Here is a 26,553-nt window from a genome sequence, read left to right as displayed (position 1 = left end):
CATCTATGCCAACCATTCTTGCAGGGACTTGATGCCAAGCGGGCTGCTCTGTAGAAAAGTGATCGCATCAACTGCGGCACTAAAACCGGCCGTTGTTGTGATGCAAGGGATAGATCGCTGCACAGCTGCTGTTCGAATTGCCCAACCATCTGCGCGTGTGCCACGGCCAACCGGCGTATTGATCACCAAATCAATCTCCCCAGCGTTGATAATGTCAACGATAGTCTTTTCGCCCATAGCGCCAGTTCCTTCAGAGTTTTTACGAACTGTGGTGCACTCTATACCGTGCTTTTGCAAAAATAGCGCTGTTCCATCGGTGGCCAATATATGAAAACCAAGATCAGAGAAACCCTTTGCTGGCTCTATTCCCGTGGCCTTGTCCTTGTCAGCCAAGGAAATAAACACTGTGCCAGATTTCGGTAGTGGACCAAATGCAGCGATCTGACTCTTTGCATAACTTTCTCCAAAAGTTGGAGAAATTCCCATCACCTCACCAGTAGAGCGCATCTCTGGTCCCAACACCGCATCAACGCCTCGCCCATCTGTACGACGGAAACGATTCCATGGAAGAACCGCCTCTTTCACAGAGATCCCCTTAGCAATTCCATCCCCTGTTGCAGGAAGTAAACCTTCCACACGTAATTCAGCGATCGTTGCCCCAACTGAAATTCTTGCGGCAGCTTTTGCTAAAGGCACACCCGTTGCTTTACTCACGAAGGGAACTGTTCTAGAGGCACGAGGGTTTGCTTCAAGGACGTAAAGCGCGTTGTCGGCAAGGGCAAACTGGATGTTTATTAACCCGCGAACATCAACACCGCGTGCAATCTTTTCAGTTGCTACACGGATTTCCTCTCGCTGTTCATCTGTGACAGTCATTGATGGAAGGACGCACGCGCTATCACCACTATGAATACCAGCTTCTTCAATGTGTTCCATTACTCCCCCAAGGAAGAGTTCCTGTCCATCGAATAGGGCATCAACATCTATTTCAATTGCGTTATCCAAAAATCTATCAACTAGGACAGGATGATCCGGAGTTATGTCTGTTGCTCGTGTGATGAATCCACCAAGTGCAACATCATCGTAAACAATCTCCATTCCTCGACCACCGAGTACAAATGAAGGACGAACCAGTACTGGATATCCAATTTCGTGCGCGATGGTTGTTGCCTCTAGTTGAGAAGACGCCATTCCAAATTGAGGAGCTGTGAGGCCTTGCTGGGCAAGAATATTTCCAAATGCTCCACGCTCCTCAGCTAGGTTGATTGCTTCGGGTGAAGTACCAAGGATTGTCACTCCATTAGCCTTTAAACCAGCTGCCAAACCAAGTGGAGTCTGTCCACCCAACTGAGTAATCACACCTAAGACAGGACCGGCCTGAGTTTCAGCGTGGACCACTTCAAGTACGTCTTCAAGTGTTAGTGGCTCGAAGTACAAGCGATTACTAGTGTCGTAATCTGTCGAAACAGTTTCTGGATTGCAATTAATCATAATCGTCTCATAACCAGCTTCGCGCAAAGTGAAAGAGGCATGGACACATGAGTAATCAAATTCGATTCCTTGACCAATGCGATTTGGTCCACTACCCAGAATGATCACAGCCGGTGTGGTACGTGGTCGAACTTCAGTTTCTTCCTCGTAACTTGAGTAGTGATAGGGCGTGAACGCTTCAAACTCCGCCGCACATGTATCAACAGTTTTGTAGACAGGCCTTACGCCTAAGTGATGGCGAGCCTTACGAACTTCCTCTTCGGTCACTCCCCGCAAATTAGCGATCTGGGCATCGGAGAAACCTTGCATCTTGGCTGCGCGAAGTACATCCTTCGATAAATCGCCAGGTTGTGAGATGACAGATGCTTGCTCATTGATTATTTCGATCTGTCGCAAGTACCAATGATCAATCTTGGTCGCCTCATACACCTGCTCAATACTTGCTCCGGCCCACATCGCTTTTTGAACCTGCTGCAATCTATATTCAGTCGGAATCTTCATCGACTGCACAAGAGCTGACAGTTCGGTCTGAGTTATCACAGGCCATGAAAAAATAGCTTCTCTTCGCTCCAGGGACCTAAGGGCCTTCATCAGCGCTTCAGAGAAAGATCGGCCGATAGCCATCGCCTCACCAACACTTTTCATCGTTGTCGTCAGACGGGGATCAGCATCTGCAAACTTTTCAAATGCAAAACGAGGAATCTTAACGACTACATAGTCCAGGGTAGGTTCAAATGATGCAGGAGTGACTTTTGTGATGTCATTTTGAATCTCATCTAAGGTGTAACCAATGGCTAATTTTGTGGCAATTTTTGCGATAGGAAAGCCCGTGGCTTTCGACGCTAGTGCGCTCGAACGGGATACGCGCGGATTCATTTCAATAACAATGATTCGGCCGTCATCAGGATTTACAGCGAATTGAATGTTGCAGCCACCTGTATCGACGCCTACTTCACGAATGATCTCCATCGAAAGATCGCGCAATTTCTGGTACTCGACATCAGTCAGTGTCATGGCCGGGGCGACAGTTATTGAATCACCTGTATGAACACCCATTGGATCAAGATTCTCAATCGAACAAACGATTACAACATTGTCCTTGCGATCACGCATGACTTCTAGTTCATACTCTTTCCAGCCAATAATGGATTCCTCAAGTAGCACCTCTGATGTCGGACTATGGCGCAAGCCAGCACCAGCAATCTGCCTTAGCTCTGCTTCGTTAAACGCGATTCCTGATCCCAAGCCACCCATAGTAAAAGATGGCCGAACGACTACTGGGTAATTAAGTAGTACAACCGCTTCCATGATCTCTTCCATAGTGTGGCAAATCTTGGATTTAGCGGACTCTCCACCGACTTTTTCAACGATCCCACGAAACAATTCGCGGTTCTCTCCACGCTGAATTGCATCCACATCTGCGCCGATGAGACGAACGCCATACTTCTTGAGTGTTCCGAGTTCATGCAATCCAATCGCAGCATTTAAAGCTGTTTGGCCACCCAAAGTAGCTAGAACTGCGTCAGGCTTTTCATGCGCGATGATTCGCTCAATAATTTCAGGAGTTATCGGCTCAATGTATGTCGCATCGGCGAACTCTGGATCAGTCATAATTGTTGCAGGATTTGAGTTTACTAAAATGACGCGAATTCCCTCAGCTCGAAGTACGCGACAAGCTTGAGTTCCTGAGTAATCAAATTCGCACGCCTGACCAATGACAATTGGACCACTACCAATTACTAAAACGCTTTTAATTGTTGTATCAAGACCCATTACGCAGGAACCTTCTTTGACATAAGATCAACAAATCGATCAAAAAGATAGGACGCATCGTGTGGACCGGCAGCCGCTTCTGGGTGATACTGCACCGAAAATGCTGGCTTATCCAATAGTTGCAAACCTTCAACAACCCCGTCATTGAGACACATGTGAGTGACTTCTCCGCGACCAAAGACAGTTGCAAACTCGGCATCCGTTGGTGCTTTCACAGCAAAACCGTGATTGTGGGCGGTAATTTCGACTTTGCCTGTGTTCTTATCCATGACAGGTTGATTGATTCCGCGATGACCAAACTGCAACTTGTAAGTTTCAAAACCTAAAGCACGGCCAAGGATCTGGTGACCAAAACAAATCCCAAAGAGAGGTACCTCAGCCACAAGTAACTCTCGCACAACATCTATCACGTCTGTCATCGTTGATGGATCACCCGGACCGTTAGATAGAAAGACCCCGTCTGGCTTAATCGCCAATATTTCTCCAGCTGATGAATCAAATGGCATAACGTGAACTTCAACCCCTCGTTCAGCGAGAGCACGAGGTGTTGCTCCTTTGATACCAAGGTCAAGTGCCGCAATGGTGAACCTCTTCTTCCCAATCGCTGGAATGATGACAGTGTGTGGTGTTGAAACATCCCGAACTAAGTACGCACCTGCCATCTCCTCACCCTTGCGCACCTCAACAACCATCTCTTCACGAGAGAGTTCTAAACCAGAGAAAATGCCGACTCTCATAGCACCGCGATCGCGCAGGTGACGGGTTATTGCTCGAGTATCGACGCCTTGAATGCCTACAATTCCTTGAGAAATTAGCTCTGCTTCGAGATCATTTTGTGCACGCCAATTAGATGTAACTGATGATGGATTGCGCACAACAAATCCAGCAACCCAAATCTTTGCAGATTCATTATCTGCATCATTTACTCCAGTATTACCAATGTGCGGGGCGGTCATTATTACAATCTGCTTGTGATAGGAAGGATCCGTTAATGTCTCTTGGTATCCAGTCATTCCAGTTTGGAAAACAGCTTCTCCGAAAGTCTTGCCAGTTGTAGCCCACGAAGATCCCTCAAATATTCGTCCGTCATCGAAGACAAGATATGCACTAGACATTAATGACCTCCGATAGAAGCAACGGTTCCATTGCTATATGTTGCAGCGCCCTTAAAGAAGGTATGTGTGATCACACCAGGTAGTTCGTGGCCATGGTATGGAGTATTAGAAGACTTTGACAGAACTAAATCGCGGTCTACCGTCCATTTGAGGGTTGGATTAATCACAACAAGATTAGCTATCGAACCTACAACCAAAGGTTGACCGTGGTTTTCATACCCACCAATCCGAGCCGGTGCAACTGACATACGATCGGCAACTTGGATCCAATTCATTAATCCTGTATCAACCATGGTCTTTTGAACAATAGACAGCGCAGTTTCCAGCCCCAGCATTCCAAAAGCTGCCTCTTGCCACTCGCACTCTTTAGATTCTGTTGGGTGCGGGGCATGATCTGTTGCGACAATATTAATTGTGCCATCTGCTAATGCCTCACGAAGAGCGTGAACATCGGCTTCTGTTCGAAGCGGCGGATTTACTTTATAGACAGGATCATAAGAATTCGCGAGGTCATCTGTCAGTAAGAGGTGGTGAGGTGTTACCTCTGCCGTTACATCAATTCCACGAGCCTTAGCCCAACGAATAATCTCAACGCCACCAGCTGTTGTTAGATGACAGATATGTAGCCGCGATTTCACATGGTCAGCAAGTAAAACATCTCGAGCAATAATTGCTTCTTCTGCAACCGCCGGCCAGCCTTTAAGTCCTAAACGCGCTGAGATTTCACCTTCATTCATCTGGGACCCGACTGTCATTCGAGGATCTTGTGCGTGCTGTGCGATCACTCCCCCAAATTTCTTTATGTACTCCAGCGCTCGTCTCATCACCAAGGGATCAGAAACACAATTACCGTCATCACTGAACACACGAACACGGGCAACTGAATCTGCCATCGCGCCAATCTCAGATAATGCTTCACCCTTTAAGCCCTGTGTAACAGCTCCTATGGGGAAAACATCTAACAACCCTGCTTCTTGACCTAATCTATAAACCTGCTCAACAACTCCTGCCGTATCTGCAACCGGTGATGTGTTTGCCATCGCTGAAACTGCAGTGAATCCACCTTTGACACCAGCTCTGCTTCCGCTCAAAACAGTCTCTGCATCTTCTCGTCCTGGTTCGCGCAGATGAGAATGAAGATCGACTAGGCCAGGCAATACAACACAATCTTTAGCATCAATCACCGTATCGGCTTCAGCCTTTAACCCGGATCCAATTGAAGAAATAATTCCCTTCGAGATAGCAATATCGGTCTTCTTGCCATCAGGCAGAGATGCTCCCTTGATTAAGTAATCTGCTGTAGTCATCTAGTTGCTCCCAACTTCTAAGGTTCCACCGGCGAGCAATACATACAAAATCGCCATCCGCACACTGACACCGTTTGTTACTTGCTCAGTTATCACCGAACGCGCACTATCGGCAACCTCGGCTGAAATTTCCAGCCCTCGGTTCATTGGACCAGGGTGCATCACTATTGCCCCCTTTTTCATCTTTGCCATTCGCTCCCCATTGAGGCCGAAGTATCGTGAATATTCTCTGGCATTGGGGAAAAATAGCTCCGACATTCTTTCCTGTTGAACTCGCAACATCATCACCACATCTACATGCGGAATCACCGTATCAAAATCATAGGAAACAGTGACAGGCCAGTTCTGAATTCCGACTGGAAGCAGGGTTGGTGGAGCAACCAGAGTTACCTCAGCCCCTAACATGGACAGTAACAACACATTAGAACGCGCAACACGGGAGTGCAATATATCTCCAACAATTGCAATACTCAATCCCGATAGGTCACTACCGCCCATACCTAAGTGCTTGCGGATAGTAAACGCATCTAGCAACGCTTGACTTGGATGTTCATGTGTCCCATCACCAGCATTTACAACACTTCCGGACATCCATTCAGATTCTGCCAATCTTTGTGCCGCTCCAGATGCAGGATGTCGTATTACTACCGCATCTGCGCCCATCGCTTGAAGTGTCATGGCGGTATCTTTGAGTGATTCACCTTTGCTCAGACTTGATCCCTTTGCAGAAAAATTAATCACATCTGCAGAAAGTCTTTTGGCTGCAGCCTCGAAAGAAATGCGTGTACGAGTTGAATCCTCAGCAAATAAGTTAACAATTGTCCGACCACGCAGCGTTGGTAGCTTCTTTACCGCTCCATCACTTACTCGGGCTAATTCGGTCGCCGTGTCTAGAATCGAGATAGCCTCAGATTTATTGAGGTCAGCAATCGATAGTAAATGTTTCATTATTCAGCCCCCTCTTCAATCGTTACTTCATCTCGACCATCGATCTCGCTGAGTAAAACTTTGACTGATTGGTTCTTTGAGGTGGGTAGGTTTTTACCGATGAAGTCGGCCTTTATTGGAAGTTCCCGGTGTCCGCGGTCAACCAGCGCAGCAAGTTGCACGGTGCGAGGACGACCAATCTCACCTAACGCATCGAGTGCGGCTCTGATGGTTCTGCCAGAGAACAAGACATCATCAACCAGGATGACGTCCTTGCCCTCAATTCCAGATGTGGGAATCTTGGTTGGCATGATCGCGCGCGGAGGACGCATTCTTAGATCATCTCTAAACAAGGTGATATCCAAAGTTCCGGTAGGCACTTCGCTACCTTCTATCGAGGTAATAATCGATGAAATACGAACCGCGATATGTGCGCCTCGAGTAGGAATGCCCAGTAAAACGATGTTTGATGAGCCTTGATTCCTCTCAAGGATCTCGTGGGAAATGCGGGTCAACGCACGTGTAATGTCTTGTGCGGACAGGGCTACGCTCATGTAAATCTCCTTTCCCACCTCTCAGGATGGGTCGTTAAAGGATGCAGAGCAGATAATAGCATTGACTTGGACAGGCTGTGGATACCAAAATCTTCAGGTGTCGTACTAACAATAGTGTGAGCTTTATGGAAACTATTCACGCTCAAACTCAAATACAAACACTTCATACGCGCATGCGCCTCATTCGGGAATCACGCCACCTCACCCTCATTCAAGCCGCAAAACTTTCCAAAGGGCGGATTTCAGCTATTGCTCTTGGATCCTATGAACGAGGAGACCGCTCTGTAAGTGCACTTAAATTGATCACGATTGCAAACTTGTACGAGGTACCGATCTCTGAGCTTTTCGAACCGCCACAACATTTCCTGCCCGAAGAACGCATCAGTATCGATCTACGAAAGATTCTTACAACTACTAACCCCGTAGCACAGAAGATCACTGAGGTACTTCGCAACATTGCTCGCATGCGTGGAGATTGGAACGGTGAGGTGATTTCCCTGAGGGCGCAAGATATCAATAACTTTCAAGTATTCTCAGGATTAACAACAGAAGAGATCAAAAAGGTTATTGCTGACTACGAATTCCCTAAATCGAAATAGTGTCTTTGATGCTGGCTATACGCCCAAGAACACCGTGAATGTATTTTGATGAATCATCACTTGAAAGCTCTCTGGCCAAGTCCAACGCCTCATCAATTGCGACACTTATAGGCACAGCGTTAGACCAAAGAATCTCATAGATTCCAAGGCGCAAGATGTTGCGATCAACAGCTGGCAAACGATCCATGTCCCAACCTTGTGCATACGTTGTAATCAATTCATCTATTTTGCGACGATGTTCTGAAACACCATTGACTAACTCGCGGGTATATTCACGAATTGGACGCGCATCTGGACCTTCGGCAGGAATATCACGTGCCATCAAGGTAGCAACCGGGTCAGTTCCTCGGATGTCTGTTTCGAACAGTAAATCCAAAGCTTGTTTACGTGCCTTACTACGAGCAGACACTAGTTAGCGCGACCCTGGTATGACCCGTCACGTGTGTCAACCAAAACGACCTCATCCTGTTTAATAAATAACGGAACCTGAATTTCAATGCCAGTTTCAACGGTTGCTGGCTTAGTTCCACCAGAAGAACGATCTCCCTGAATGCCAGGCTCCGTGTAAGTGATTTTGAGTGGTACTGATGCCGCAAGCTCGATGTACAAAGGATTGCCCTCATTGACAGCAACAATCGCTTCAGTATTTTCCAGCATGTAATTAGCGGCATCGCCCACCGTTGCTGCACTAATTGTCATCTGGTCATAGGTCTTTGTATCCATAAACACAAAATCATCGCCCTCCTTGTAGAGGTACTGCATTTCACGCTTCTCTAGGATCGCAATATCAATCTTGACTCCAGCGTTGTAGGTGCGATCAACAACCTTGCCGCTTAGAACCGACTTGAGCTTGGTGCGAACAAAGGCAGGACCTTTACCTGGCTTTACATGTTGGAATTCAACAACCGTCCAGAGTTGACCTTCGATATCAAGTGTCATTCCATTTTTTAGATCATTTGTTGATGCCACAGCTAATCCACCCGCTCTTTATCTACTTGGTTTAATTCAAAAGTAATTGAAGGGGTAAGGATACCCGCTCCGAAGGGGTGCTCTGTTACTTGGCTAGGAGATTTTGCATCGCAATGATGGCCAAAACATAGGAATTAGGCCCAAATCCACCGATAGTTCCATTGGCAACGCCAGAAATTACAGAGGTATGCCTGAACTCTTCTCGAGATAGTGGATTAGAAAGATGAACTTCAATCAAAGGAGAGTTCACTAACTCGGCGGCATCACGTATTGCATATGAGTAGTGAGTAAACGCTGCCGGGTTAATGATCACTGGAAGCTTCTTATCTGCCGCTTCATGCAACCAGCCAATGATCGTCGCTTCATCATCACTCTGACGAATATCAGCTTCGAAGCCGTGCTTGCCTGCTGCTATCTCAATCATCGATTTCAATTCACCATAATTGAGATCGCCATAAACTGATGAGTCTCGTATGTCTAAGCGCGATAAATTGGGACCATTGATTACGAGTAACTTCATGAGCTAATTCTCTCATAGGCAGCATCAAGTTCGGCGGAGGTTAAATCTTCAAGCCGAGTTGTTGCACCGATGCCACTGAGTGCAACGAATCTGATGGTGTTTCCTCGCGCCTTTTTATCCAAAGCCAAGAGCGGTGCAAGCTTTTGCCATGCTTGACGATCGAAGGTTGTCGGCAATTTATACGCTGACAAAATTGTGCGATGTAGATCAAGTTCAACCCCACTAATTAAGCCACGAGCTGCCGCTAACTCGGCTGCATAAACCAAGCCAATGGCAACCGCCTCACCATGACGCAATTGATACTTGGCATAAATCTCAATGGCATGACCAAGTGTGTGACCATAATTGAGTGCTTCACGGGCAAAACTCTCTTTGAAATCCGAGGAGACAACATGGGCTTTAACGGCAATCGCTCGCTGAATCAGTTCGGCGATATCCTCGGGCATATTGCGCAAAGACTCAACAGAATGTTTCGCCGCTACGGTAAGAATCTTAGGATCAGCTATAAAACCACACTTAATCACTTCTGCCATACCTGCAGAAAAGTCACGGTCAGATAATGTCTGTAAGAAACTCGTATTAATAACTACCGCTATTGGAGAATGAAACGCACCAATCAAATTCTTTCCATAATCTGAATTGATCCCAGTCTTGCCTCCTACTGAGGCATCAACCATCCCCGCCAATGATGTCGGCACTGCTACCCAATCCAAGCCACGTAACCAAGAAGCGGCTGCAAAACCGGCTAAATCTGTGATCGCTCCCCCACCTATACCAACGATTAGATCTGAACGTGTAAATCCAGCTGCGCCTAACCAATTCCAGAGGTTGGTAATGGTTGCAATACTTTTGCCCTCTTCTCCATCAGGAACTTCGAAGACATGACAATCCGTATCTAGATCTCTTAACGCTGACAAGTCTGGCGAGTAACTCTGTGAAACTATTACCGCCACACGAGTTCGCCCCTGAAAAATAGCAACAAGATCTTTGCCCCATGAGTTTGTTATCGTGACTGGGTAGGAACGCTCAGCGTTAACCGTGATTACCGTCATGACAACATCGATTCTATGATGGCAATTATTTCATCTACGGTCATATCATCAACTTTAATAGATTGTGTTGCCAGTTTCTCGTAAGTCGGGCGTCTCTGGTCAGAAAGTGCCTGCCATTGTGCGCGGGGATTACCAAGAAGTAAGGGACGATCACGATTGAATCCAACTCGTGGCGCTGCTGTCGCAAGGGAAACATCTAGAAAAACGATAATGGAATCAGATGAGATCAAGGCAGCTTGTGCCTGCTGAGATATCGGCGCTCCACCACCAAGACTTATAACAGCAGAAGGTTCTAGAAGAACCTCTTGCAAAGTCTCGAACTCAACACTACGGAAATACTCTTCACCATTATCGACGAAAAGATCCGTAATCTTTTTTGACTCCTTCAACTCTATGAGTGCATCAGTATCAACAAATGGCCACTGCAGATGCGCGGCCAATGCCATGCCAACTGTGCTCTTACCGCTACCTGGTGCACCTATTAAAACAATGCGCGTCATCATGCCCTACTACTTAAAATTCAAATTAGCGATGTAGGACTCAAAGTTACGACGTGTTTCAGTTACTGAATCTCCACCAAATTTCTCAAGAACAACCTCGGCTAGAACCAGTGCCACCATTGCTTCAGCAACGACGCCTGCCGCAGGAACTGCGCACACATCCGATCTCTGATTGATTGCCTTTGCAGCCTCACCTGTTGCAACATCGATCGTATCTAAGGCTTTTGGAACAGTTGAAATTGGCTTCATCGCTGCACGAACGCGAAGAATTTCACCATTAGACATTCCGCCCTCAGTGCCGCCTGCTCGATCGGTGCGACGAACAATTTTCCCGTTGGCATCCTTTTCGATTTCATCATGAGCGACAGATCCACGACGAGTTGCCGTTCTAAAACCATCACCGATTTCAACACCTTTAATAGCCTGAATACCCATTACAGCGCCAGCCAATTTTGAATCAAGGCGTCTATCCCAGTGAACATGTGAGCCCAAGCCAGGTGGCATATTGAAAGCTAAGACTTCTACTACTCCCCCCAATGTATCGCCATCACGATGCGCATTTTCGATTTCAGTAATCATCTGATCACTTGTTGCTTTATCGGCGCAACGAACTGGATCATCATCAATTGCTGTCATATCACCCGCTGATGGCAAAGGGGCATCATCGGCTACTCGAACAGAGCCAATTGAAAGTACATGGCTAAGAATCGTTATCCCTACTGTTTGCTGCAAAAAGTTTCGTGCAACTGCACCAAGAGCGACACGGGCAGCAGTTTCGCGCGCACTTGCACGTTCTAAGATCGCACGCGCATCATCCAAATCATATTTTTGCATTCCTACTAAATCCGCGTGCCCTGGACGAGGACGTGTCAATGGAGCATTGCGACCTAGGTCCTTGATCTCTTCCTCTGGCACAGGATCAGCAGACATTACTTTTTCCCACTTAGGCCATTCTGAATTAGCAACTTGAATTGCAATGGGTCCACCTTGGGTTAAACCAAGACGCACGCCACCAAGAATTGTCACTTTGTCTGCTTCAAAGTTCTGGCGGGCCCCACGGCCGACACCTAAGCGTCTGCGTTGGAGATGAAAATCAATATCGGCTGTTGTGATTGAAACAGAGGCAGGAATTCCCTCGACTATGGCACTAAGTGCCTGTCCATGAGACTCACCAGCTGTTAACCAACGCATGTGCTTATTCTTGCAGATAACCGCGCTATCCCGTTGCCAAATATGTTGCAAGCCCTATAAAAATGCTTGGGGCCAAAGGGATTTTAGATGGGATCCTCCGATGAATTCCCACAAGTACCACTATATGAACCATTGCCAACAGAAAAACAAAGCCCAAGAAATCAATTGCGCTAAAGGCATGCGTCGCAAGTATCAACGTCAGGAGCTTGATGTCACCCATACCTATTCCGAAAAACAACAGTATTAACAGGATTACAAGGGAGAAACCGAATTCACGGATCTGACCTATTCCAAAGAGACTTATGTGTATCAATGCTGCATAAGAAAGAATTTTATTATAGATGTTCGGAATAACAAAGGAGCTGATATCTGCGATACATACAGGTATAGCTAAGAGGATCAGCACAAAATTCATTACAACAAGTTACAACGAAAATGCCCTTGAAAGACCGCCTGTGGATTAGGACAGCGCTTTTTCACCGACTGTGCGAAGCATCTTTGCAATTGACTCTCGCTCAACTACGCATGAAGCGAATATTTCAACCTGCGAAATTGCTTGATGAATCAGCAAATCCAAACCATCAATTCCAAATCCACCAGCTTTTCGCCAATGTGATAGCAACTGTGTCGGCCAAGGATTGTAGAGAACTTCAAAGAATGTGGAACTTGCTGCATCAATTTGATCCACAAGTATTGAAGCTGTCTCCCCTGGTGTTGTGTTAACAACCAAATCAAACATATTCAAGTCAATGATTGAGCCCCAGGATATGAAAGTAATATCCTGATTTGGTCCAGAATCTCGTATTGCTTGCTCTCTTTCAGGGTTGCGATTAATTACCGTTACTGACTCACTCACTCTGTCACATGCTGCGACAACTGCTCGGGCAGTTGCACCAGCGCCAATGATCAAAATATTTCCCTTGGCATCTCGATTATTAAATTGCAATGCATGGGTGAAGCCATCAACATCAGTGCTCGTTAAATTCCATAATCCACTATCTCTGCGCAAAGTATTGCCACTTTGAATCTGACGTGAAATATCTGAAATGGTATCTGCAATGGCTAAAGCCTCTTCTTTCAAAGGCATCGTCAAAGAGAGATTGTTCAAGGAAGATCCCTCATTGTCTAGAAAGTTTCTCAACTGACCTGATGAAACCTCATACGCCGAATAGCTGGCCTTGATACCGAGAAAGTCATACATCGTGTTATGCAGAAGAGGACTCAGTGAATGAGAGATCGGAGAACCTAAAACGCCGGCTGAAATCATCCGAAAACACCCGCCTTCCGATTCTTCACATATATTGCTTTCCAACTGTTGAACTCTTCAAGCGACTTTGTAAAACGTGTATCCCCTGGGGCTACTGTAATGAAGTACAACCAATCGCCGACGGCAGGTTTTAGTGCTGCCGAAATAGCTTCTGCCCCTGGACTACAAATAGGACCAGGTGGCAAGCCATATTTTTTATAGGTGTTGTAGGGAGAATTGATCAATGTTGATTGGGAACTCAAGAAAATTTCCCCACGCAGCTTCTTAACGAAGTGGACCGTTGAATCCATCTGTAAAGGCATTCCTATTTTCAATCGATTGTAAATAACGCTTGAGACCTTGGCGAAATCCTTCTGTTCTCCCTCGGCTTGAATTATCGAGGCTATCGTTAACAACTGTGACGGCTTGAACTTTTTTGTGCCAAGCAGCAACTCTTTTGCTGCGGGCTCTTGTGTAAATCGATCAACCATTGCTTGAACTGCTTCATTAGCCGTGGTGCCTTTTACAAAACTGTATTGAGCCGGGAACAAAAGTCCTTCGCTATCCCTAAAACCGTTAGGTAATTTCGCGGTAGCAAGTGCTCGCAAGACTTCGTTTGCCGAAAATCCGTACTTCACCAGAGACTTGGCGATTTCACTTTTCCAGCTGCCCTCATAAACTTTGATTAGGTTCGGTATACGTTCTGGATCTAGCAACTGATCGAGTGCCTGTTGGGCAGATATTGTTTTTGTTAATCGATGATTTCCAGGAGCGATCTTTTCAGAACGCTTATCCCCCACCGCAACTCTAAAGAATGCCTCTGAAGACTTAATGACTTGATTTTCAAAAAGCAATGCCGCGATGGCAGAACCAGATGAGCCTGCAGGAATATCAATTATGACCTCTGTCGCACCTGACAGGACTGTTCTAGTTGGGAAATCCGGCGCCGGAGAAGGACCAATACGCATCACTAAAAAAGCTGCAATTACAACAAGCAGGCCTGCAACGATTCCAAGTTGCTTCTTCATCGTCGCTTTTCTATCTCTATCGCAAACTCCAATATAGCTACCGCTGCTGCCATATCGATCGCATTCTTTGAATCCTTCGCACTGCGACCTGCGTCTCGCAGATTTCGAGCTGCACTAATCGTGCTCATTCGCTCATCGATCATTTCGATTGGTACCTGAGTGATTGTCCTCAACAGCGCTACGAATTCTGAAGCCTTCTCTGTCGCTGACCCATCGTTGCCACTTAATAATGCAGGTCTACCGACATAGATGACCACAGGTTCAATCTCAGTAAATATCTGTGAGATCTGATTACTTAATTGCTTGTCCGTAGCTTTTAATGTCGTCAGTGGAGAGGAAAGAATCGAGTCTGGATCACTTACAGCAACACCGATGCGCACATCTCCATAATCAAATGCGATACGACGTCCGCGCTCCATCATCTATCCAATGAGTGCGTTTGAGATCGCGGTCAGAGCTTCTAAGGATTTCGATGCATCGGTACCGCCACCTTGTGCAAAATCATCTTTACCGCCACCGCCACCGCCCAGAACTGTTGAACCTATCCTGACTAACGCACCCGCCTTGACTCCACCTGCACGTGCTTGCTCACTTGTCGCGACAACCAATACCGGCTTGCCATCATTAGAACTAATAAGTGCAACAACAGATTTAGATTCACGCTCTCGCAGATCCAGCGCAATCTTACGTAGATCATCACCAGAAACTCCATCAGCCATAACAGATGAAATAAAGGAAATCCCATTGATGACCTTGGCTGTCTTGGCAAGATCTCCGACTTGAGAAAGCGCCTGAACAGAACGAACAGTTGCTAACTCCTTCTCAATATCTTTCATCTTGTTGAGCAAATCTGAAATTCTCTCTGGTAATTCTTCGGTGCGAGCACCCTTGATCAAATCCGTTAATGAGTTCAACAAGATATGTTCGCGAGCTAAGAACTTGTATGCATCCACGCCAACAAGTGCTTCAACGCGACGCACGCCAGCTCCAATTGAGGATTCACTTAGCAACTTGATAACGCCTAGTTGTCCAGAACGTGCGACGTGTGTACCACCACAGAGCTCTCGTGCCCAGTCACCAACGCTTACAACTCGAACAACATCACCATATTTCTCACCAAACAATGCCATTGCACCAAGTTCTTTCGCCTTCGCTTGGCTCATACTTTCTGCAGTGACCTCAAGATTATCTAGCAATAGGGTATTAACGCGAGATTCCACATCATTCAAAACGCTAACAGGAACTGAACCAGTAGCAGGAAAATCAAATCGGAATCGGCCTGGCGAATTTTCCGAACCAGCTTGAGTTGCTGTCTCACCTAAAATTTCACGGAACGCCTTATGCACCATATGCGTGGCTGTGTGTGCTCGGGAAATTGCGTGACGGCGTTCGATATCGATCTCAGCAAGAGCTTCACTTCCAACTTCGATTGAACCACTAATTACTCGACCGCGGTGAACAGATAACCCTGGCACCGGGGATTGAACATCTTCAATCTCTATAATTGCACCATTACTCAAAGTAATGCGACCGCCATCGGCCAACTGACCTCCACCTTCAGCATAAAATGGTGTTCGGTTTAAAACAATATCGACATCTTCACCTGCTGAGGCGCTAGCTACTCCAACGCCATCTACAACGATGCCTGTTAGCTTAGATTCAGTACTTTGATGTGCATATCCAATAAATTCACTCTTACCACTCTTGTCAGCGATTGCTTTATAAACAGAAACATCGGTGTGGCCTGATTTCTTCGCCTTAGCATCTGCCTTTGCGCGATCCTTTTGCTCTTTCATCAAGCGTCGGAAGCCATCTTCATCAACTCCAAGACCTTCTTCACGCGCCATTTCAAGAGTTAAATCAAAGGGGAAGCCATAGGTATCGTGAAGTTTGAAAACTTCATCACCTGGCAGAACCGTTGCCTTACTCTTTTTTAACGCAACTGAAGCAAGATCAAAGATTTGCGTCCCACTTTTTAGTGTTTGTAAGAAACTTTCCTCTTCAGAAACACTGACAGACAAAATACGCTTCTTGTCAGCAATTAACCCTGGATACTGTGAACCCATCGCAGCAATTGCCGTGACAGTTAACTCAGACATAATCGGATCCATTGACCCTAAAAGGCGCATATTGCGAATTGTTCTACGCATCATACGTCGCAACACATAGCCTCGACCTTCATTTCCTGGTGTAACGCCATCACCGATCAACATCGCTGATGTTCGTGCGTGGTCTGCAATTACTCGCAATGCAATATCTGACTTTTCAGAAGACCCGTACTTAACACCCGTTAATTCACTGGCACGATTGAGAATCATGATCGTTGTATCAATCTCATAAATATTCTCAACACCCTGCAGCAAAGCAGCTGTGCGCTCTAGGCCAAGACCAGTATCGATACTCTTTGCTGGAAGTTCACCGAGAATTGGATAACTATCTTTTCCGCCACCTGCGCCGCGTTCATTTTGCATGAAAACAAGGTTCCAGATTTCAAGATATCTATTTTCATCTGCAATCGGTCCACCCTCTGCTCCATATGCAGGACCACGATCATAGTAAATCTCTGAACAAGGCCCACATGGTCCAGGTACTCCCATGGACCAGAAGTTATCTGCCATGTTACGACGTTGGATTCGTTCCTTAGGAATACCAATTTGTTTATGCCAAATATCTGCGGCTTCATCATCATCAAGGTAAACAGTGACCCACAACTTCTCTTCAGGAAATCCATAACCGCCATCTGCAATAGGACGGGTGAGAAGTTCCCAAGCAAGTGCTATTGCGCCTTCCTTGAAGTAATCACCAAAAGAAAAGTTGCCACACATCTGAAAGAAAGAGGCGTGACGAGTTGTTTTTCCAACCTCATCAATGTCTAGTGTGCGCACACATTTTTGAACCGATGTCGCACGCTTATACGGCGGTGTTACCTCGCCGAGAAAGAACGGCTTAAATGGCACCATACCCGCATTTACTAATAAAAGATTTGGATCATCAGCGATCAAAGATGCTGACGGCACAACCGTGTGAGTTAAACCCTGACGATTATCAGATTCAAAGAAGCGCAGCCAGCGCGAACGGATCTCGGCGGATTCCACTAGCTGGGATCACTCCGCCTTCTTCTTCTTTGAGCGGCCCTTGCTCATTTGTGCTGCAGACAAAAGTGCCCCAGCGACTTTAACCGCTGAGCCATTCTTGTTCATGAAACCTGTTGTTGCCTCATTGACCTTGTCAGACAAATCTTCAATGTTTTTTGTTACACGATTGATGCTGTGTAAAGGCCCGTTTACCAGAGTCACAGTTGTATGAACCTCATCGATCAATGGCGCAGCTTCATCAGTTATAGCTTTGAGCGAGGCTTTTGCCTCATCAATGAATCGACCGACTCGGACGACCACATACGCAATAGCTATTGCAATTACAGCAAGTGATGATGCTGCAATTATTGTTGCAATTCCCCCTGGACCCATACCTTTAGCCTACCTGACCCTTACTTCTCTTCGCTGGTTTTTGCTTGTGGAACCCAGTCGATTCCGCTCTCTTTGCGTTGAGCCGGAGTGATAGGTGTTGGAGCACCTGTTAACGGATCGCCACCGCTAGCAGTCTTTGGGAAAGCAATGACTTCACGAATCGAGTCAGAGCCAGTCAATAATGCGCAGACGCGATCGAGACCAAGAGCAATTCCACCATGCGGAGGTGGACCATAGTTAAAAGCCTCTAATAGGAAACCAAACTTGCTGTTTGCTTCTTCATCAGTTAAACCAATTACAGAGAAAACATCTTTTTGAATAGTGCGATCATGAATACGAATCGATCCGCCACCTAATTCAGTTCCATTCAAAACAATGTCATAGGCATAGGCAAGTGCTGACGCTGGATCAGACTTAAATGTTGAAGCAAACTCTGGCTTAGGACCAGTAAATGGGTGGTGAACCGCTGTCCATCCACCATTATCTGTTGGCTCAAACATAGGAGCATCTACAACCCACAAAAATTCCCACTTACCATCTGGAATTAGTCCACATCGCTTACCAATTTCTAAACGAACAGCTCCTAAGAGATTTTGTGATGCGGTGCGCTCACCAGCTGCAAAAAAGATCGCATCCCCTGGCTTAGCACCAGCTGCTTGCACAACTCCTGCCGTTTCCTTTTCCGAAAGATTCTTCGACACTGGTCCGCCTAGCGTGCCATCCTCGTTGACAAGAATGTATGCAAGACCTTTGGCCCCGCGCGCCTTTGCCCAGTCTTGCCAGGCATCTAGTTCGCGACGAGCAGATGATGCTCCACCAGGCATGACAACAGCACCAACATATGGTGCTTGGAAAACTCTAAATTCAGTTTCTGCAAAAAATGCCGTGAGATCAACGAGTTGATTATCAAAACGAAGATCTGGTTTATCAGAACCATAATGTGTCATCGCGTCGGCATATGTCATACGCTTGAGTGGAAGAGGAATGTCATAGCCGACTGTCTCTTTCCAAATCCGAGCAACGATCTTCTCTGCCACAGCCAAGATATCCTCTTGATCAATAAATGACATTTCTATATCCAACTGAGTGAACTCTGGCTGACGATCTGCGCGGAAGTCTTCATCACGGAAACAACGCGCAATTTGGTAATACTTTTCCATGCCTGCAACCATAAGTAGCTGCTTAAACAGTTGCGGTGATTGTGGCAGTGCATACCAACTACCTGGCTGCAATCGAACTGGAACTAAAAAGTCACGAGCACCTTCTGGTGTTGATCTGGTCAAATAAGGTGTTTCAATCTCGAGGAATGTTTCTTCCTCCATAACCCGACGAATCGTTGAAGTTACTTTAGAACGCAGGCGAAGGTTGTGGGCCGGTTTTTCACGGCGTAGGTCGAGATAGCGATATCGCAAACGTACCTCTTCATTGATATCTGAGTCATCGCCACTATCTACTGGAAAAGGCAACGGAGCTGACTCTGACAAGACAACTACTGTGTCTCCCATAATTTCAATTTCACCTGTTGCAATATTCGTATTCTGATTTCCATCGGGGCGAGCAACTACCTCACCAGTAATCAATAAACACCACTCCGCTCGCAAAGAGCCTGCGACTTTTTCGTCACGAATAACTACTTGGACTGAGCCAGATGCGTCGCGTAGATCGATAAATGCCACTCCGCCATGGTCGCGTCGACGTGACACCCATCCTGCAAGTGTGACTGTCTGACCCGCATGGGATTTACGGAGCGATCCTGCTTCATGTGTGCGCAACATTAATTATGTCCAATTTTTCCGATTTAGAGAACTTCGAGCAATGAGTCAATCTTAACTGACAATGTGTGACCCGATTTCATCTCTTTCAACTCAACTGTTCCGCTAGAAATCTCAGACTCACCAAGAATAATGACATGTGTCGCACCACTCTTATCAGCACCTTTCATAGCACCCTTAAGCGCACGATCACCGAAAGCGATTTCCACTGTTTTGCCACTAGCCCGTAGATCAGAGGCAAGAGTGAGTGCTTTGACTTTCGCCGCCTCCCCCAAAGGAATAATGAAAAGGTCCGATACAAAAGCATCGTTGCCGATGACTCCTTCCGCCTCTGCTGCTAACAAAGCGCGATCAACACCTAATCCAAACCCAATACCGGAAAGCGATTGCCCGCCTAGTTGTTCCATTAAGCCGTCATAGCGTCCGCCGCCACCGATGCCTGATTGGGCACCGAGTAGCTCGTGAACAAATTCAAAGGTTGTGCCTGTGTAGTAATCCAAGCCACGCACCATTCGGGGATTAACAACGTATGCAATCCCTAATGCATCAAGATACTTTTGTACCTGCTCAAATTGCTGGCGCGCATCATCATTGAGGTAGTTGATCAATAAGGGTGCATCAGCCATGGCTTTGCGCGTCTCTTCACGCTTATCATCAAATAGACGTAGCGGATTTATTTGCGCCCGAGCAGCTGTTGCTTCATCCAACGTCAGAGTTGAAATAAACTTCACTAAATCAATGCGATGGGCCGCTCGAGATTCAGCATCACCTAGTGATGTTATCTCTAAGCGATATTGCTTCAGTCCAATTGCTTTAAATCCCGCATCGGCGATAGCAATAACCTCTGCATCAATTGCAGGATCATCTAAACCAATTGCTTCAATCCCAACCTGATAGAACTGGCGATAGCGGCCAGCTTGTGGGCGCTCTGCTCGGAAGAATTGACCTGAGTACCAAACTTTTACCGGCAATTGTCCGCGATCTAAACCGTGTTCAATAACAGCTCGCATTACTCCCGCTGTTCCTTCAGGTCGCAAAGTAATTGAACGTCCACCACGATCTTCAAATGTATACATTTCTTTAGATACAACATCTGTGGATTCACCAACACCACGAGTAAAGAGCTCAGTATCTTCAAATACTGGAAGTTCAATTAACTGATAGCCGGCCAACTTTGCAGGAGTAATGAGGCTATCTCGTACAAATTCAAATGCACTAGATCTACTCGGAACGTATTCGCTGACACCCTTAGGTGCAGATATTTTCTGTCCAGCCATTAGTGTCGACCTACCAAACTCTTCAGGTATGGATTGTGCTTTTTTTCATGTGCCATCGTTGTATCTGGGCCATGCCCAGGCAATACGCGCAGATGATCTGATAGAGGCCCTACTTTTTTACGCAAGGTCTCTTCCATCTCCCTTGCCGATCCTGTCGGTAGATCTGTGCGACCGATCGAACCAGCAAACAAGACATCTCCGCTGACCAATACCTCATTGGAAACCTCAAACATTAAAGAGCCTCGGGTATGGCCTGGAGCATGTATTGCCTTAAATGAAAGTCCGACTACATCAATCACATCACCGTTGCGCAGTTCGCGAACATCTTTTGGCTCAGAAAAACTCATTCCTGACAAAGTTGCCATGAACTCTGGCCCATGGAGTTTTTCAGGGTTTCCCAAAAAAGCTCGATCTTCACTATGAATATAAGAAGCGATTCCATATCCATCGGCTATTGATTGAATGGAAAAGGTGTGGTCTAGGTGTCCGTGCGTGGCAATTACCGCTACCGGCTTCAAATTATGTTTTTCTAACATCTCTGTTAACTGGTGAGAAACATCTGGCATGCCCGGATCGATAACGACACACTCGGCACCAGGCTCGGTAGCTATCACCCAGCAATTGGTGGCAAACATTGGAGCGGCAAAGGAGTCGATCAGCATCGCACAACCCTCCCCATTCCACGCTCAAATTGAGGTGCGATTGACGCTCACACCATGAGACAGGGTACCTTTTGCACACGAATACACCCTCAACCCACGCTCAGAAGCGTCAAAACTTCTCAGCATCGCACCCACCACATAGCGAACTTCATCACGAAGAAACGCGCTGAAAGGTTCACTCTCATGACAGAAATGAATTTCCCACACCAGGCCAGCGCAGCAAGTGCGTTGATCGGAGATCCTTCAGCTTTTGGTCGAGTCGCAGAAGATGGAACAGTATACGTTCGCACATCAAACGGTGAAACAGCCGTTGGTTCATACCCAGGGAAAACTCCTGAAGAAGCATTGTCATACTTTGTCCGCAAGTTCGAAGTTCTTGCCGCTGAAGTCGCACTTCTGGCAGCGCGCATCAAAAGTGGAGCGATGGTTCCATCAGATGCATACACAGCGGTTAAGAAGTTGCGCGAACAGGTTAAGGAATTAAACGGTGTTGGAGATCTCGAAGCGCTGGCCGCCTCAGTTGAACAAATTGAGCCGCTGATCGAAGGACATCGCGAAGCGTATGAGGCTAAGAAGGCAGCTGAAACTGCTGCAAAGGCTGCTCGCCGTGAACAAATCATTGTTGAAAAAGAAAAGATTGTTGTTGAAGCTGAAGGTCTGGCTCTATCCGAAAGTTGGAAGAGTACCGGTGATCGCCTCAAGGTTCTACTTGATGAATGGAAGGCTGCCCCGCGTCTTGATAAAAAAGCAGATGCCGACTTATGGAAGCGTTTTTCTTCATCACGTAATAAATTCGATAAGCGCCGCCGAACACATTTTGCTGCATTAGAGGCAACTCAATCTGTCGTGGCAGATGCCAAGAAGGCAATTGTTGAAGAGGCAGAGAAGTTAGCAACATCGACTGAATGGGTTCCAACAGCTAAGCGCTTCAAGGCTTTGATGGATCTTTGGAAAGCATCTGGTCGTGGCAAGAAAAATGATGATGCCAAACTATGGTCACGATTTAAGGCCGCACAAGATCAATTCTTTGCATCTAAGAATGCAGACCTAGAAAAGCGTGATGTGACTATGGCAGCTAACCTAGCCAAGCGAGAAGAGTTACTGACTCTTATCGAGGCGGTGCTGCCTATCACCGATATCAAGGAGTCACGCAAGGTGCTTAATGAGCATTTGCGCTCGTGGGAAAAGATTGGAATGACCCACCGCGATAAGCGCGCCGCTTTAGATGCGCGCGTTGCAAAGGTTGAGTCTGTAATCAAGGAAGCCGAAGCTGACGTTTGGCGCAAGACCGATCCTGCTGCGAAAAAGCGCGCTGAAGAGGTTGTTGCACAGCTCACTGAATCTATTGCTAACTATGAAAAGGTGGCAGCAAAGTCTGCTGCCAGCGGAAACACAAAGAAGGCAGAAGAGGCTGCAGAGTCTGCTACCGCTCGTAAGGTGTGGTTAGCCGAGGCTGAGAAGAGTTTGGCTGAGTTTAACTAATTGTTGGTTGTTCGATAAACATCGTAGACACCTTCAATACCTCGCACAGCGGCAAGTACCGAATCCAAATGTGTTGCATCTGCCATCTCAAAAGTAAAGCGTGAAAATGCAGTTCGATCTTTTGAGGTACTGACAGAAGCACTCAAAATATTTACATGCTGATCAGACAATGTGCGAGTTACATCGGCCAGTAATGACGCTCGATCTAGAGCCTCGACTTGGATGTTTACCAAAAATACTGAAGAAGCTCCGATGCGCCATTTTACATTTACGACCCTATCCAACTGGTGGACCTGTAGATCATGGGCATTGACGCAATCTCCCCTATGAATCGAAACACCACTTCCTTTAGTTATAAAACCCATGATTGCATCGCCAGGAACTGGTGTACAACAACGTGCAAGCTTCACAAGCACATCATCGGTGCCTTCAACATCGACCGCGTTACTTGAGCAACGAGTTGTGGGGGCGCGAGTAGGGAGAACATCCATCGTTGGTTCTGGATGAGAATCTTCCGCACGTAGTGCTGCTGCTAACTTATCGATAATAGAGGCGGCTGACACATAACCATCACCTACCGCTGAATACAACGCATCTATATCTGGATAACGTAACTCATGCGCAAGTTCCAGTAAAGAATGACCAGCAAATATCTTTTGCAACGGCAAACCAGCTTTTCGCATTTGTCGAGCTATCGATTCCCGCCCCGCATCTATTGCTTCTTCGCGGCGTTCCTTGCTAAACCACGCCTTAATCTTTGAACGTGCTCGTGGACTTTTAACAAAGTTTAACCAATCGCGACTAGGTCCAGCCGTTTCACCTTTGTTAGTAACAATCTCAACCACATCGCCATTATTGAGTCGAGAATCAAGAGGAACTAAGCGTCCATTGACCTTCGCACCAGCACACCGCAGCCCTATATCTGTGTGAACAGAGAAGGCAAAGTCCACTGGTGTTGAGCCTCCCGGCAAGGCCACAACGCTGCCCTTTGGAGTGAAAACAAATACTTCAGGAGAGCCCAAATCAAAACGTAGTGCTTCCAAAAACTCTGAAGGATCTTCAGTTTCTTTCTGCCATTCATGTAACTGGCGAAGCCACAACATCTCAGGAGAACTATTCGTGTTCTCTGGACCCTGCTTATACTTCCAATGCGCAGCGATACCAAACTCTGCACGAGCATGCATGTCATATGTTCGAATTTGGATTTCTATCGCTTTACCTGTTGGACCAATTACCGTTGTGTGAAGAGATTGATACAAATTGAACTTAGGCATTGCAATGTAATCTTTGAAGCGTCCAGGTACTGGGCTCCATCGAGCGTGAATAGAACCAAGCACTGCGTAGCAATCACGAACATCCTTTACTAGTACGCGGATGCCAACCAGATCGTAAATATCATTGAATTCTCGTCCTCGCACAACCATTTTTTGATAAACAGAGAAAAAATGCTTATTTCGCCCGGTAACTGTTGCTTCAATACTTTCACGCGCTAGATCCTCTTTCACAGAGCCAATGACCTGCTCTGTTAAGGCATCTCGAGAAGGAGAACGCTCGGCTACTAGACGAGAGATTTCTTCAAATTTCTTTGGCTCTAATACTTCAAAGGAAAGATCTTCAAGCTCCCATTTAATTGCGTTCATACCCAAACGGTGGGCTAATGGTGCATAGATATCTAAGGTTTCTCGCGCCTTTCTAAGCGCGCTTTCCTCAGATACATACTTCCAGGTTCGAGCATTATGCAAACGATCTGCCAACTTGATGACAAGCACACGGATATCGCGAGACATCGCAATAACCATTTTGCGAACTGTTTCTGCCTCTGCCGTAGGGCCATAGGCCAGTTTGTCCAACTTCGTAACCCCATCAACTAAATTGGCAACTTCATCGCCAAAATCAATTCGTAATTGAGTTAGTGAGTACTGCGTATCCTCAACTGTGTCATGGAGCAGTGCTGCGATGACCGTGGGTTGATTCAACCCTAAGTGCGCAAGGATTTCGGCAACGGCAACAGGGTGCGTTATATACGCCTCTCCTGATTTGCGCAGCTGACCTTCATGGGCATCTCGCGCAACATCAAAGGCACGAGAGACCTCATCAGAATCTACTGAGGCGTGATTCTCTTTGAGAGCACTGATTACTGGTGCTATCAAAGTATCCACAAGAAACCTTACTTACGACCCTTACGCTTTGGTTGATTACGTGGGCCACGTCCATTAACCGCACCAACTGCAGCAGAAGTTGCAACTGGAGCTGCTCCCCCTGAGCGAGCGTTAACGCGCTTTGCAAGAGCCTGCATTGCTGGCTCTCTTTCGCGAAGTTGCGCAAGCACAGGTGGTGCGATGAAGATCGAAGAATATGTTCCGACTGCTAGTCCAATGAACAATGCTAATGAGAGATCCTTCAATGTTCCTGCACCTAGCAAACCAGCTCCAACAAAGAGAATAGACCCAACAGGCAAGAGTGCAATCAACGAGGTATTCGCAGAGCGAACAAGTGTCTGATTAACTGCGTGGTTTACCGCTTGTGAATAGGTCTTGGTTGAATTTGAGGTAATAGCACGTGTGTTTTCACGAACCTTGTCGAATACAACCACCGTGTCATAGAGCGAATAACCCAAAATAGTTAAGAATCCGATAATCGTGGCCGGCGTAACATCAAAGCCTACGAGTGCGTAGATTCCAACAGTGATGAAGACGTCGTGAACAACTGCAGCAATAGCGGCAATAGACATCTTCGGTTCAAAAGCCATCGCAAGATAAAGCATCACAACAATCAAGAAGCCGATGAGTCCATAGATAGCTTTACGAGTGATTTCCTTACCCCATGAAGGTCCGATAATTTGCGTATCAATAGACTCAACAGAAACACCAAACTCTGCAGCCAAAGCATCCTGCACTGCGTTGTTCTGAACAGTATCGAGTGCGCCAGTTTGAACGCGAACCTTGTCACTGCCAATTTCCTGAACAATTAGCTCACCTGGAATACCAGTTGCTTCAACAGCAGAACGTGCTTGCTCAATGGTGGCACTTGCTTTATTTACTGTGAAGGATGAACCACCCTTGAACTCAATTCCAAGGTGTAAACCTTGAATAGCAAGAGCTGCTATCGATGCAAGGACAAATAGGGCTGATACGGAGTACCAGCGACGACGCTTCCCAATGAAATCAACCGCTGTTTCGCCGCGATAGAGACGACCACCAAGACCTGACATCTTCGACATCTTTATGCCTCCTTCGCAACTACAGTGCCCAAGCTCTTGCTTGAGAAACCTGACCATGAATGACCTGAATTAAAGAATGCAACTCGCGACAAGATCGAAACGAGTGGTTTTGTAAATACAAAGACCACAAGGAGGTCAACAAGTGTTGTTAAGCCTAGAGTGAATGCAAAGCCTCGTACCCCGCCAACGGCGAAGAAGTAGAGAAGGGAGGCAGCAATGAGTGATACAAAGTCTGCAACCAAAATTGTCCGTCGTGCTCTGACCCAGCCAGTTTCAACTGCAGTTCTCAGAGTTCTACCTTCTCGCATCTCATCTCGAATACGCTCGAAGTAGATAATAAATGAGTCAGCAGTAACACCGATTGCAACGATTGCACCAGCAATACCTGCCAATGTGAGCGT

At 46.6% G+C, this 26,553-nt stretch carries 25 protein-coding genes; 2 read left to right on the top strand and 23 right to left on the bottom strand.

The window, feature by feature from the left end; all coding sequences use genetic code 11:
- Positions 1-3: 3 nt before the first annotated feature.
- From carB to pyrR, 5 genes are read right to left on the bottom strand one after another with little or no spacing between them, the layout of a single operon-like run.
- The gene (gene carB / locus AC9UEY_RS00230; RefSeq protein WP_509536214.1) at positions 4-3,264 is read right to left on the bottom strand and encodes a carbamoyl-phosphate synthase large subunit; all 3,261 of its coding nucleotides are present in this window, start codon (positions 3,262-3,264) and stop codon (positions 4-6) included.
- A complete protein-coding gene (gene carA, locus AC9UEY_RS00225; protein ID WP_509536212.1) occupies positions 3,264-4,379 on the bottom strand; it encodes a glutamine-hydrolyzing carbamoyl-phosphate synthase small subunit in 1,116 nt (371 codons plus the stop codon). The genes carB and carA overlap by 1 nt, the downstream gene beginning before the upstream one ends.
- Positions 4,379-5,686: a dihydroorotase gene (locus tag AC9UEY_RS00220; protein ID WP_509536210.1), complete on the bottom strand. Its 1,308-nt coding sequence runs from the start codon at positions 5,684-5,686 to the stop codon at positions 4,379-4,381. The genes carA and AC9UEY_RS00220 overlap by 1 nt, the downstream gene beginning before the upstream one ends.
- On the bottom strand, positions 5,687-6,634 hold the full coding sequence (locus AC9UEY_RS00215; protein ID WP_509536208.1) for an aspartate carbamoyltransferase catalytic subunit: 948 nt from the start codon (positions 6,632-6,634) through the stop codon (positions 5,687-5,689).
- Complete coding sequence (pyrR, locus tag AC9UEY_RS00210; protein WP_509536206.1) at positions 6,634-7,167, bottom strand: bifunctional pyr operon transcriptional regulator/uracil phosphoribosyltransferase PyrR; 534 nt, start codon at positions 7,165-7,167, stop codon at positions 6,634-6,636. Before pyrR ends, AC9UEY_RS00215 begins: the two co-directional genes overlap by 1 nt.
- 125 nt (positions 7,168-7,292) lie before the next feature.
- Here pyrR and AC9UEY_RS00205 point away from each other — a divergent pair, with 125 nt between their 5' ends.
- Positions 7,293-7,766, top strand: coding sequence for a helix-turn-helix domain-containing protein (locus tag AC9UEY_RS00205; RefSeq protein ID WP_509536204.1), 474 nt, complete (start codon positions 7,293-7,295; stop codon positions 7,764-7,766).
- On the opposite strand, the gene nusB is transcribed toward AC9UEY_RS00205, so the two are convergent.
- The 15 genes from nusB to AC9UEY_RS00130 all read right to left on the bottom strand — a co-directional run bounded on the left by nusB (position 7,753) and on the right by AC9UEY_RS00130 (position 21,450).
- The gene (gene nusB, locus AC9UEY_RS00200) at positions 7,753-8,175 is read right to left on the bottom strand and encodes a transcription antitermination factor NusB (protein ID WP_509536202.1); all 423 of its coding nucleotides are present in this window, start codon (positions 8,173-8,175) and stop codon (positions 7,753-7,755) included. The two genes, AC9UEY_RS00205 and nusB, sit on opposite strands and share 14 nt — an antisense overlap.
- The gene (gene efp, locus AC9UEY_RS00195; protein WP_029018688.1) at positions 8,175-8,735 is read right to left on the bottom strand and encodes an elongation factor P; all 561 of its coding nucleotides are present in this window, start codon (positions 8,733-8,735) and stop codon (positions 8,175-8,177) included. Before efp ends, nusB begins: the two co-directional genes overlap by 1 nt.
- 85 nt (positions 8,736-8,820) lie before the next feature.
- Positions 8,821-9,255 (bottom strand): type II 3-dehydroquinate dehydratase, encoded by a 435-nt coding sequence (locus tag AC9UEY_RS00190; RefSeq protein ID WP_509536200.1) that lies wholly within the window; start codon positions 9,253-9,255, stop codon positions 8,821-8,823.
- Positions 9,252-10,307, bottom strand: coding sequence for a 3-dehydroquinate synthase (gene aroB, locus AC9UEY_RS00185; RefSeq protein WP_509536198.1), 1,056 nt, complete (start codon positions 10,305-10,307; stop codon positions 9,252-9,254). The genes AC9UEY_RS00190 and aroB overlap by 4 nt, the downstream gene beginning before the upstream one ends.
- A complete protein-coding gene (locus AC9UEY_RS00180) occupies positions 10,304-10,810 on the bottom strand; it encodes a shikimate kinase (RefSeq protein WP_509536196.1) in 507 nt (168 codons plus the stop codon). Before AC9UEY_RS00180 ends, aroB begins: the two co-directional genes overlap by 4 nt.
- A 6-nt stretch (positions 10,811-10,816) precedes the next feature.
- Positions 10,817-11,998 (bottom strand): chorismate synthase, encoded by a 1,182-nt coding sequence (gene aroC, locus AC9UEY_RS00175; RefSeq protein ID WP_509536194.1) that lies wholly within the window; start codon positions 11,996-11,998, stop codon positions 10,817-10,819.
- Between the two features lie 25 nt (positions 11,999-12,023).
- Positions 12,024-12,413 (bottom strand): hypothetical protein, encoded by a 390-nt coding sequence (locus AC9UEY_RS00170; protein WP_509536192.1) that lies wholly within the window; start codon positions 12,411-12,413, stop codon positions 12,024-12,026.
- Between the two features lie 45 nt (positions 12,414-12,458).
- Positions 12,459-13,265, bottom strand: coding sequence for a shikimate dehydrogenase (locus AC9UEY_RS00165; RefSeq protein WP_509536190.1), 807 nt, complete (start codon positions 13,263-13,265; stop codon positions 12,459-12,461).
- Entirely contained in the window at positions 13,262-14,272 is a 1,011-nt protein-coding gene (mltG, locus tag AC9UEY_RS00160) for an endolytic transglycosylase MltG (RefSeq protein WP_509536188.1), read from the bottom strand. Before mltG ends, AC9UEY_RS00165 begins: the two co-directional genes overlap by 4 nt.
- Positions 14,269-14,691, bottom strand: coding sequence for a Holliday junction resolvase RuvX (gene ruvX, locus AC9UEY_RS00155; RefSeq protein ID WP_509536186.1), 423 nt, complete (start codon positions 14,689-14,691; stop codon positions 14,269-14,271). The genes mltG and ruvX overlap by 4 nt, the downstream gene beginning before the upstream one ends.
- 3 nt (positions 14,692-14,694) lie before the next feature.
- Positions 14,695-17,367: an alanine--tRNA ligase gene (gene alaS / locus AC9UEY_RS00150; protein ID WP_509536184.1), complete on the bottom strand. Its 2,673-nt coding sequence runs from the start codon at positions 17,365-17,367 to the stop codon at positions 14,695-14,697.
- A gap of 9 nt (positions 17,368-17,376) precedes the next feature.
- The gene (locus AC9UEY_RS00145; RefSeq protein ID WP_509536182.1) at positions 17,377-17,739 is read right to left on the bottom strand and encodes a DUF948 domain-containing protein; all 363 of its coding nucleotides are present in this window, start codon (positions 17,737-17,739) and stop codon (positions 17,377-17,379) included.
- Positions 17,740-17,759: 20 nt separating this feature from the next.
- Positions 17,760-19,514, bottom strand: coding sequence for an aspartate--tRNA ligase (gene aspS / locus AC9UEY_RS00140; RefSeq protein ID WP_509536180.1), 1,755 nt, complete (start codon positions 19,512-19,514; stop codon positions 17,760-17,762).
- 23 nt (positions 19,515-19,537) lie between these two features.
- Positions 19,538-20,788, bottom strand: a complete 1,251-nt coding sequence (hisS, locus tag AC9UEY_RS00135; protein WP_509536179.1) for a histidine--tRNA ligase — start codon at positions 20,786-20,788, stop codon at positions 19,538-19,540.
- On the bottom strand, positions 20,788-21,450 hold the full coding sequence (locus AC9UEY_RS00130) for an MBL fold metallo-hydrolase (protein ID WP_509536177.1): 663 nt from the start codon (positions 21,448-21,450) through the stop codon (positions 20,788-20,790). Before AC9UEY_RS00130 ends, hisS begins: the two co-directional genes overlap by 1 nt.
- 183 nt (positions 21,451-21,633) lie before the next feature.
- Between AC9UEY_RS00130 and AC9UEY_RS00125 the strand changes: the two genes are divergently transcribed.
- Positions 21,634-22,932, top strand: a complete 1,299-nt coding sequence (locus AC9UEY_RS00125) for a DUF349 domain-containing protein (protein WP_509536175.1) — start codon at positions 21,634-21,636, stop codon at positions 22,930-22,932.
- Here the strand turns inward: AC9UEY_RS00125 and AC9UEY_RS00120 are convergent.
- The 3 genes from AC9UEY_RS00120 to AC9UEY_RS00110 all read right to left on the bottom strand — a co-directional run.
- Complete coding sequence (locus tag AC9UEY_RS00120; protein WP_509536173.1) at positions 22,929-25,091, bottom strand: RelA/SpoT family protein; 2,163 nt, start codon at positions 25,089-25,091, stop codon at positions 22,929-22,931. The two genes, AC9UEY_RS00125 and AC9UEY_RS00120, sit on opposite strands and share 4 nt — an antisense overlap.
- A gap of 8 nt (positions 25,092-25,099) precedes the next feature.
- Positions 25,100-26,152 carry a protein translocase subunit SecF gene (gene secF, locus AC9UEY_RS00115; RefSeq protein WP_509536171.1) on the bottom strand — a complete coding sequence of 351 codons (1,053 nt, stop codon included), beginning with the start codon at positions 26,150-26,152 and terminating at the stop codon, positions 25,100-25,102.
- 2 nt (positions 26,153-26,154) lie between these two features.
- On the bottom strand, positions 26,155-26,553 hold a 399-nt coding region (locus AC9UEY_RS00110), incomplete at its 5' end, for a preprotein translocase subunit SecD (protein WP_509536169.1).

It is taken from the genome of Candidatus Planktophila sp., assembly GCF_040402275.1.
Classification (GTDB): Bacteria; Actinomycetota; Actinomycetes; order Nanopelagicales; family Nanopelagicaceae; genus Planktophila.
This window is presented reverse-complemented; position numbering and strand designations above follow the sequence as displayed.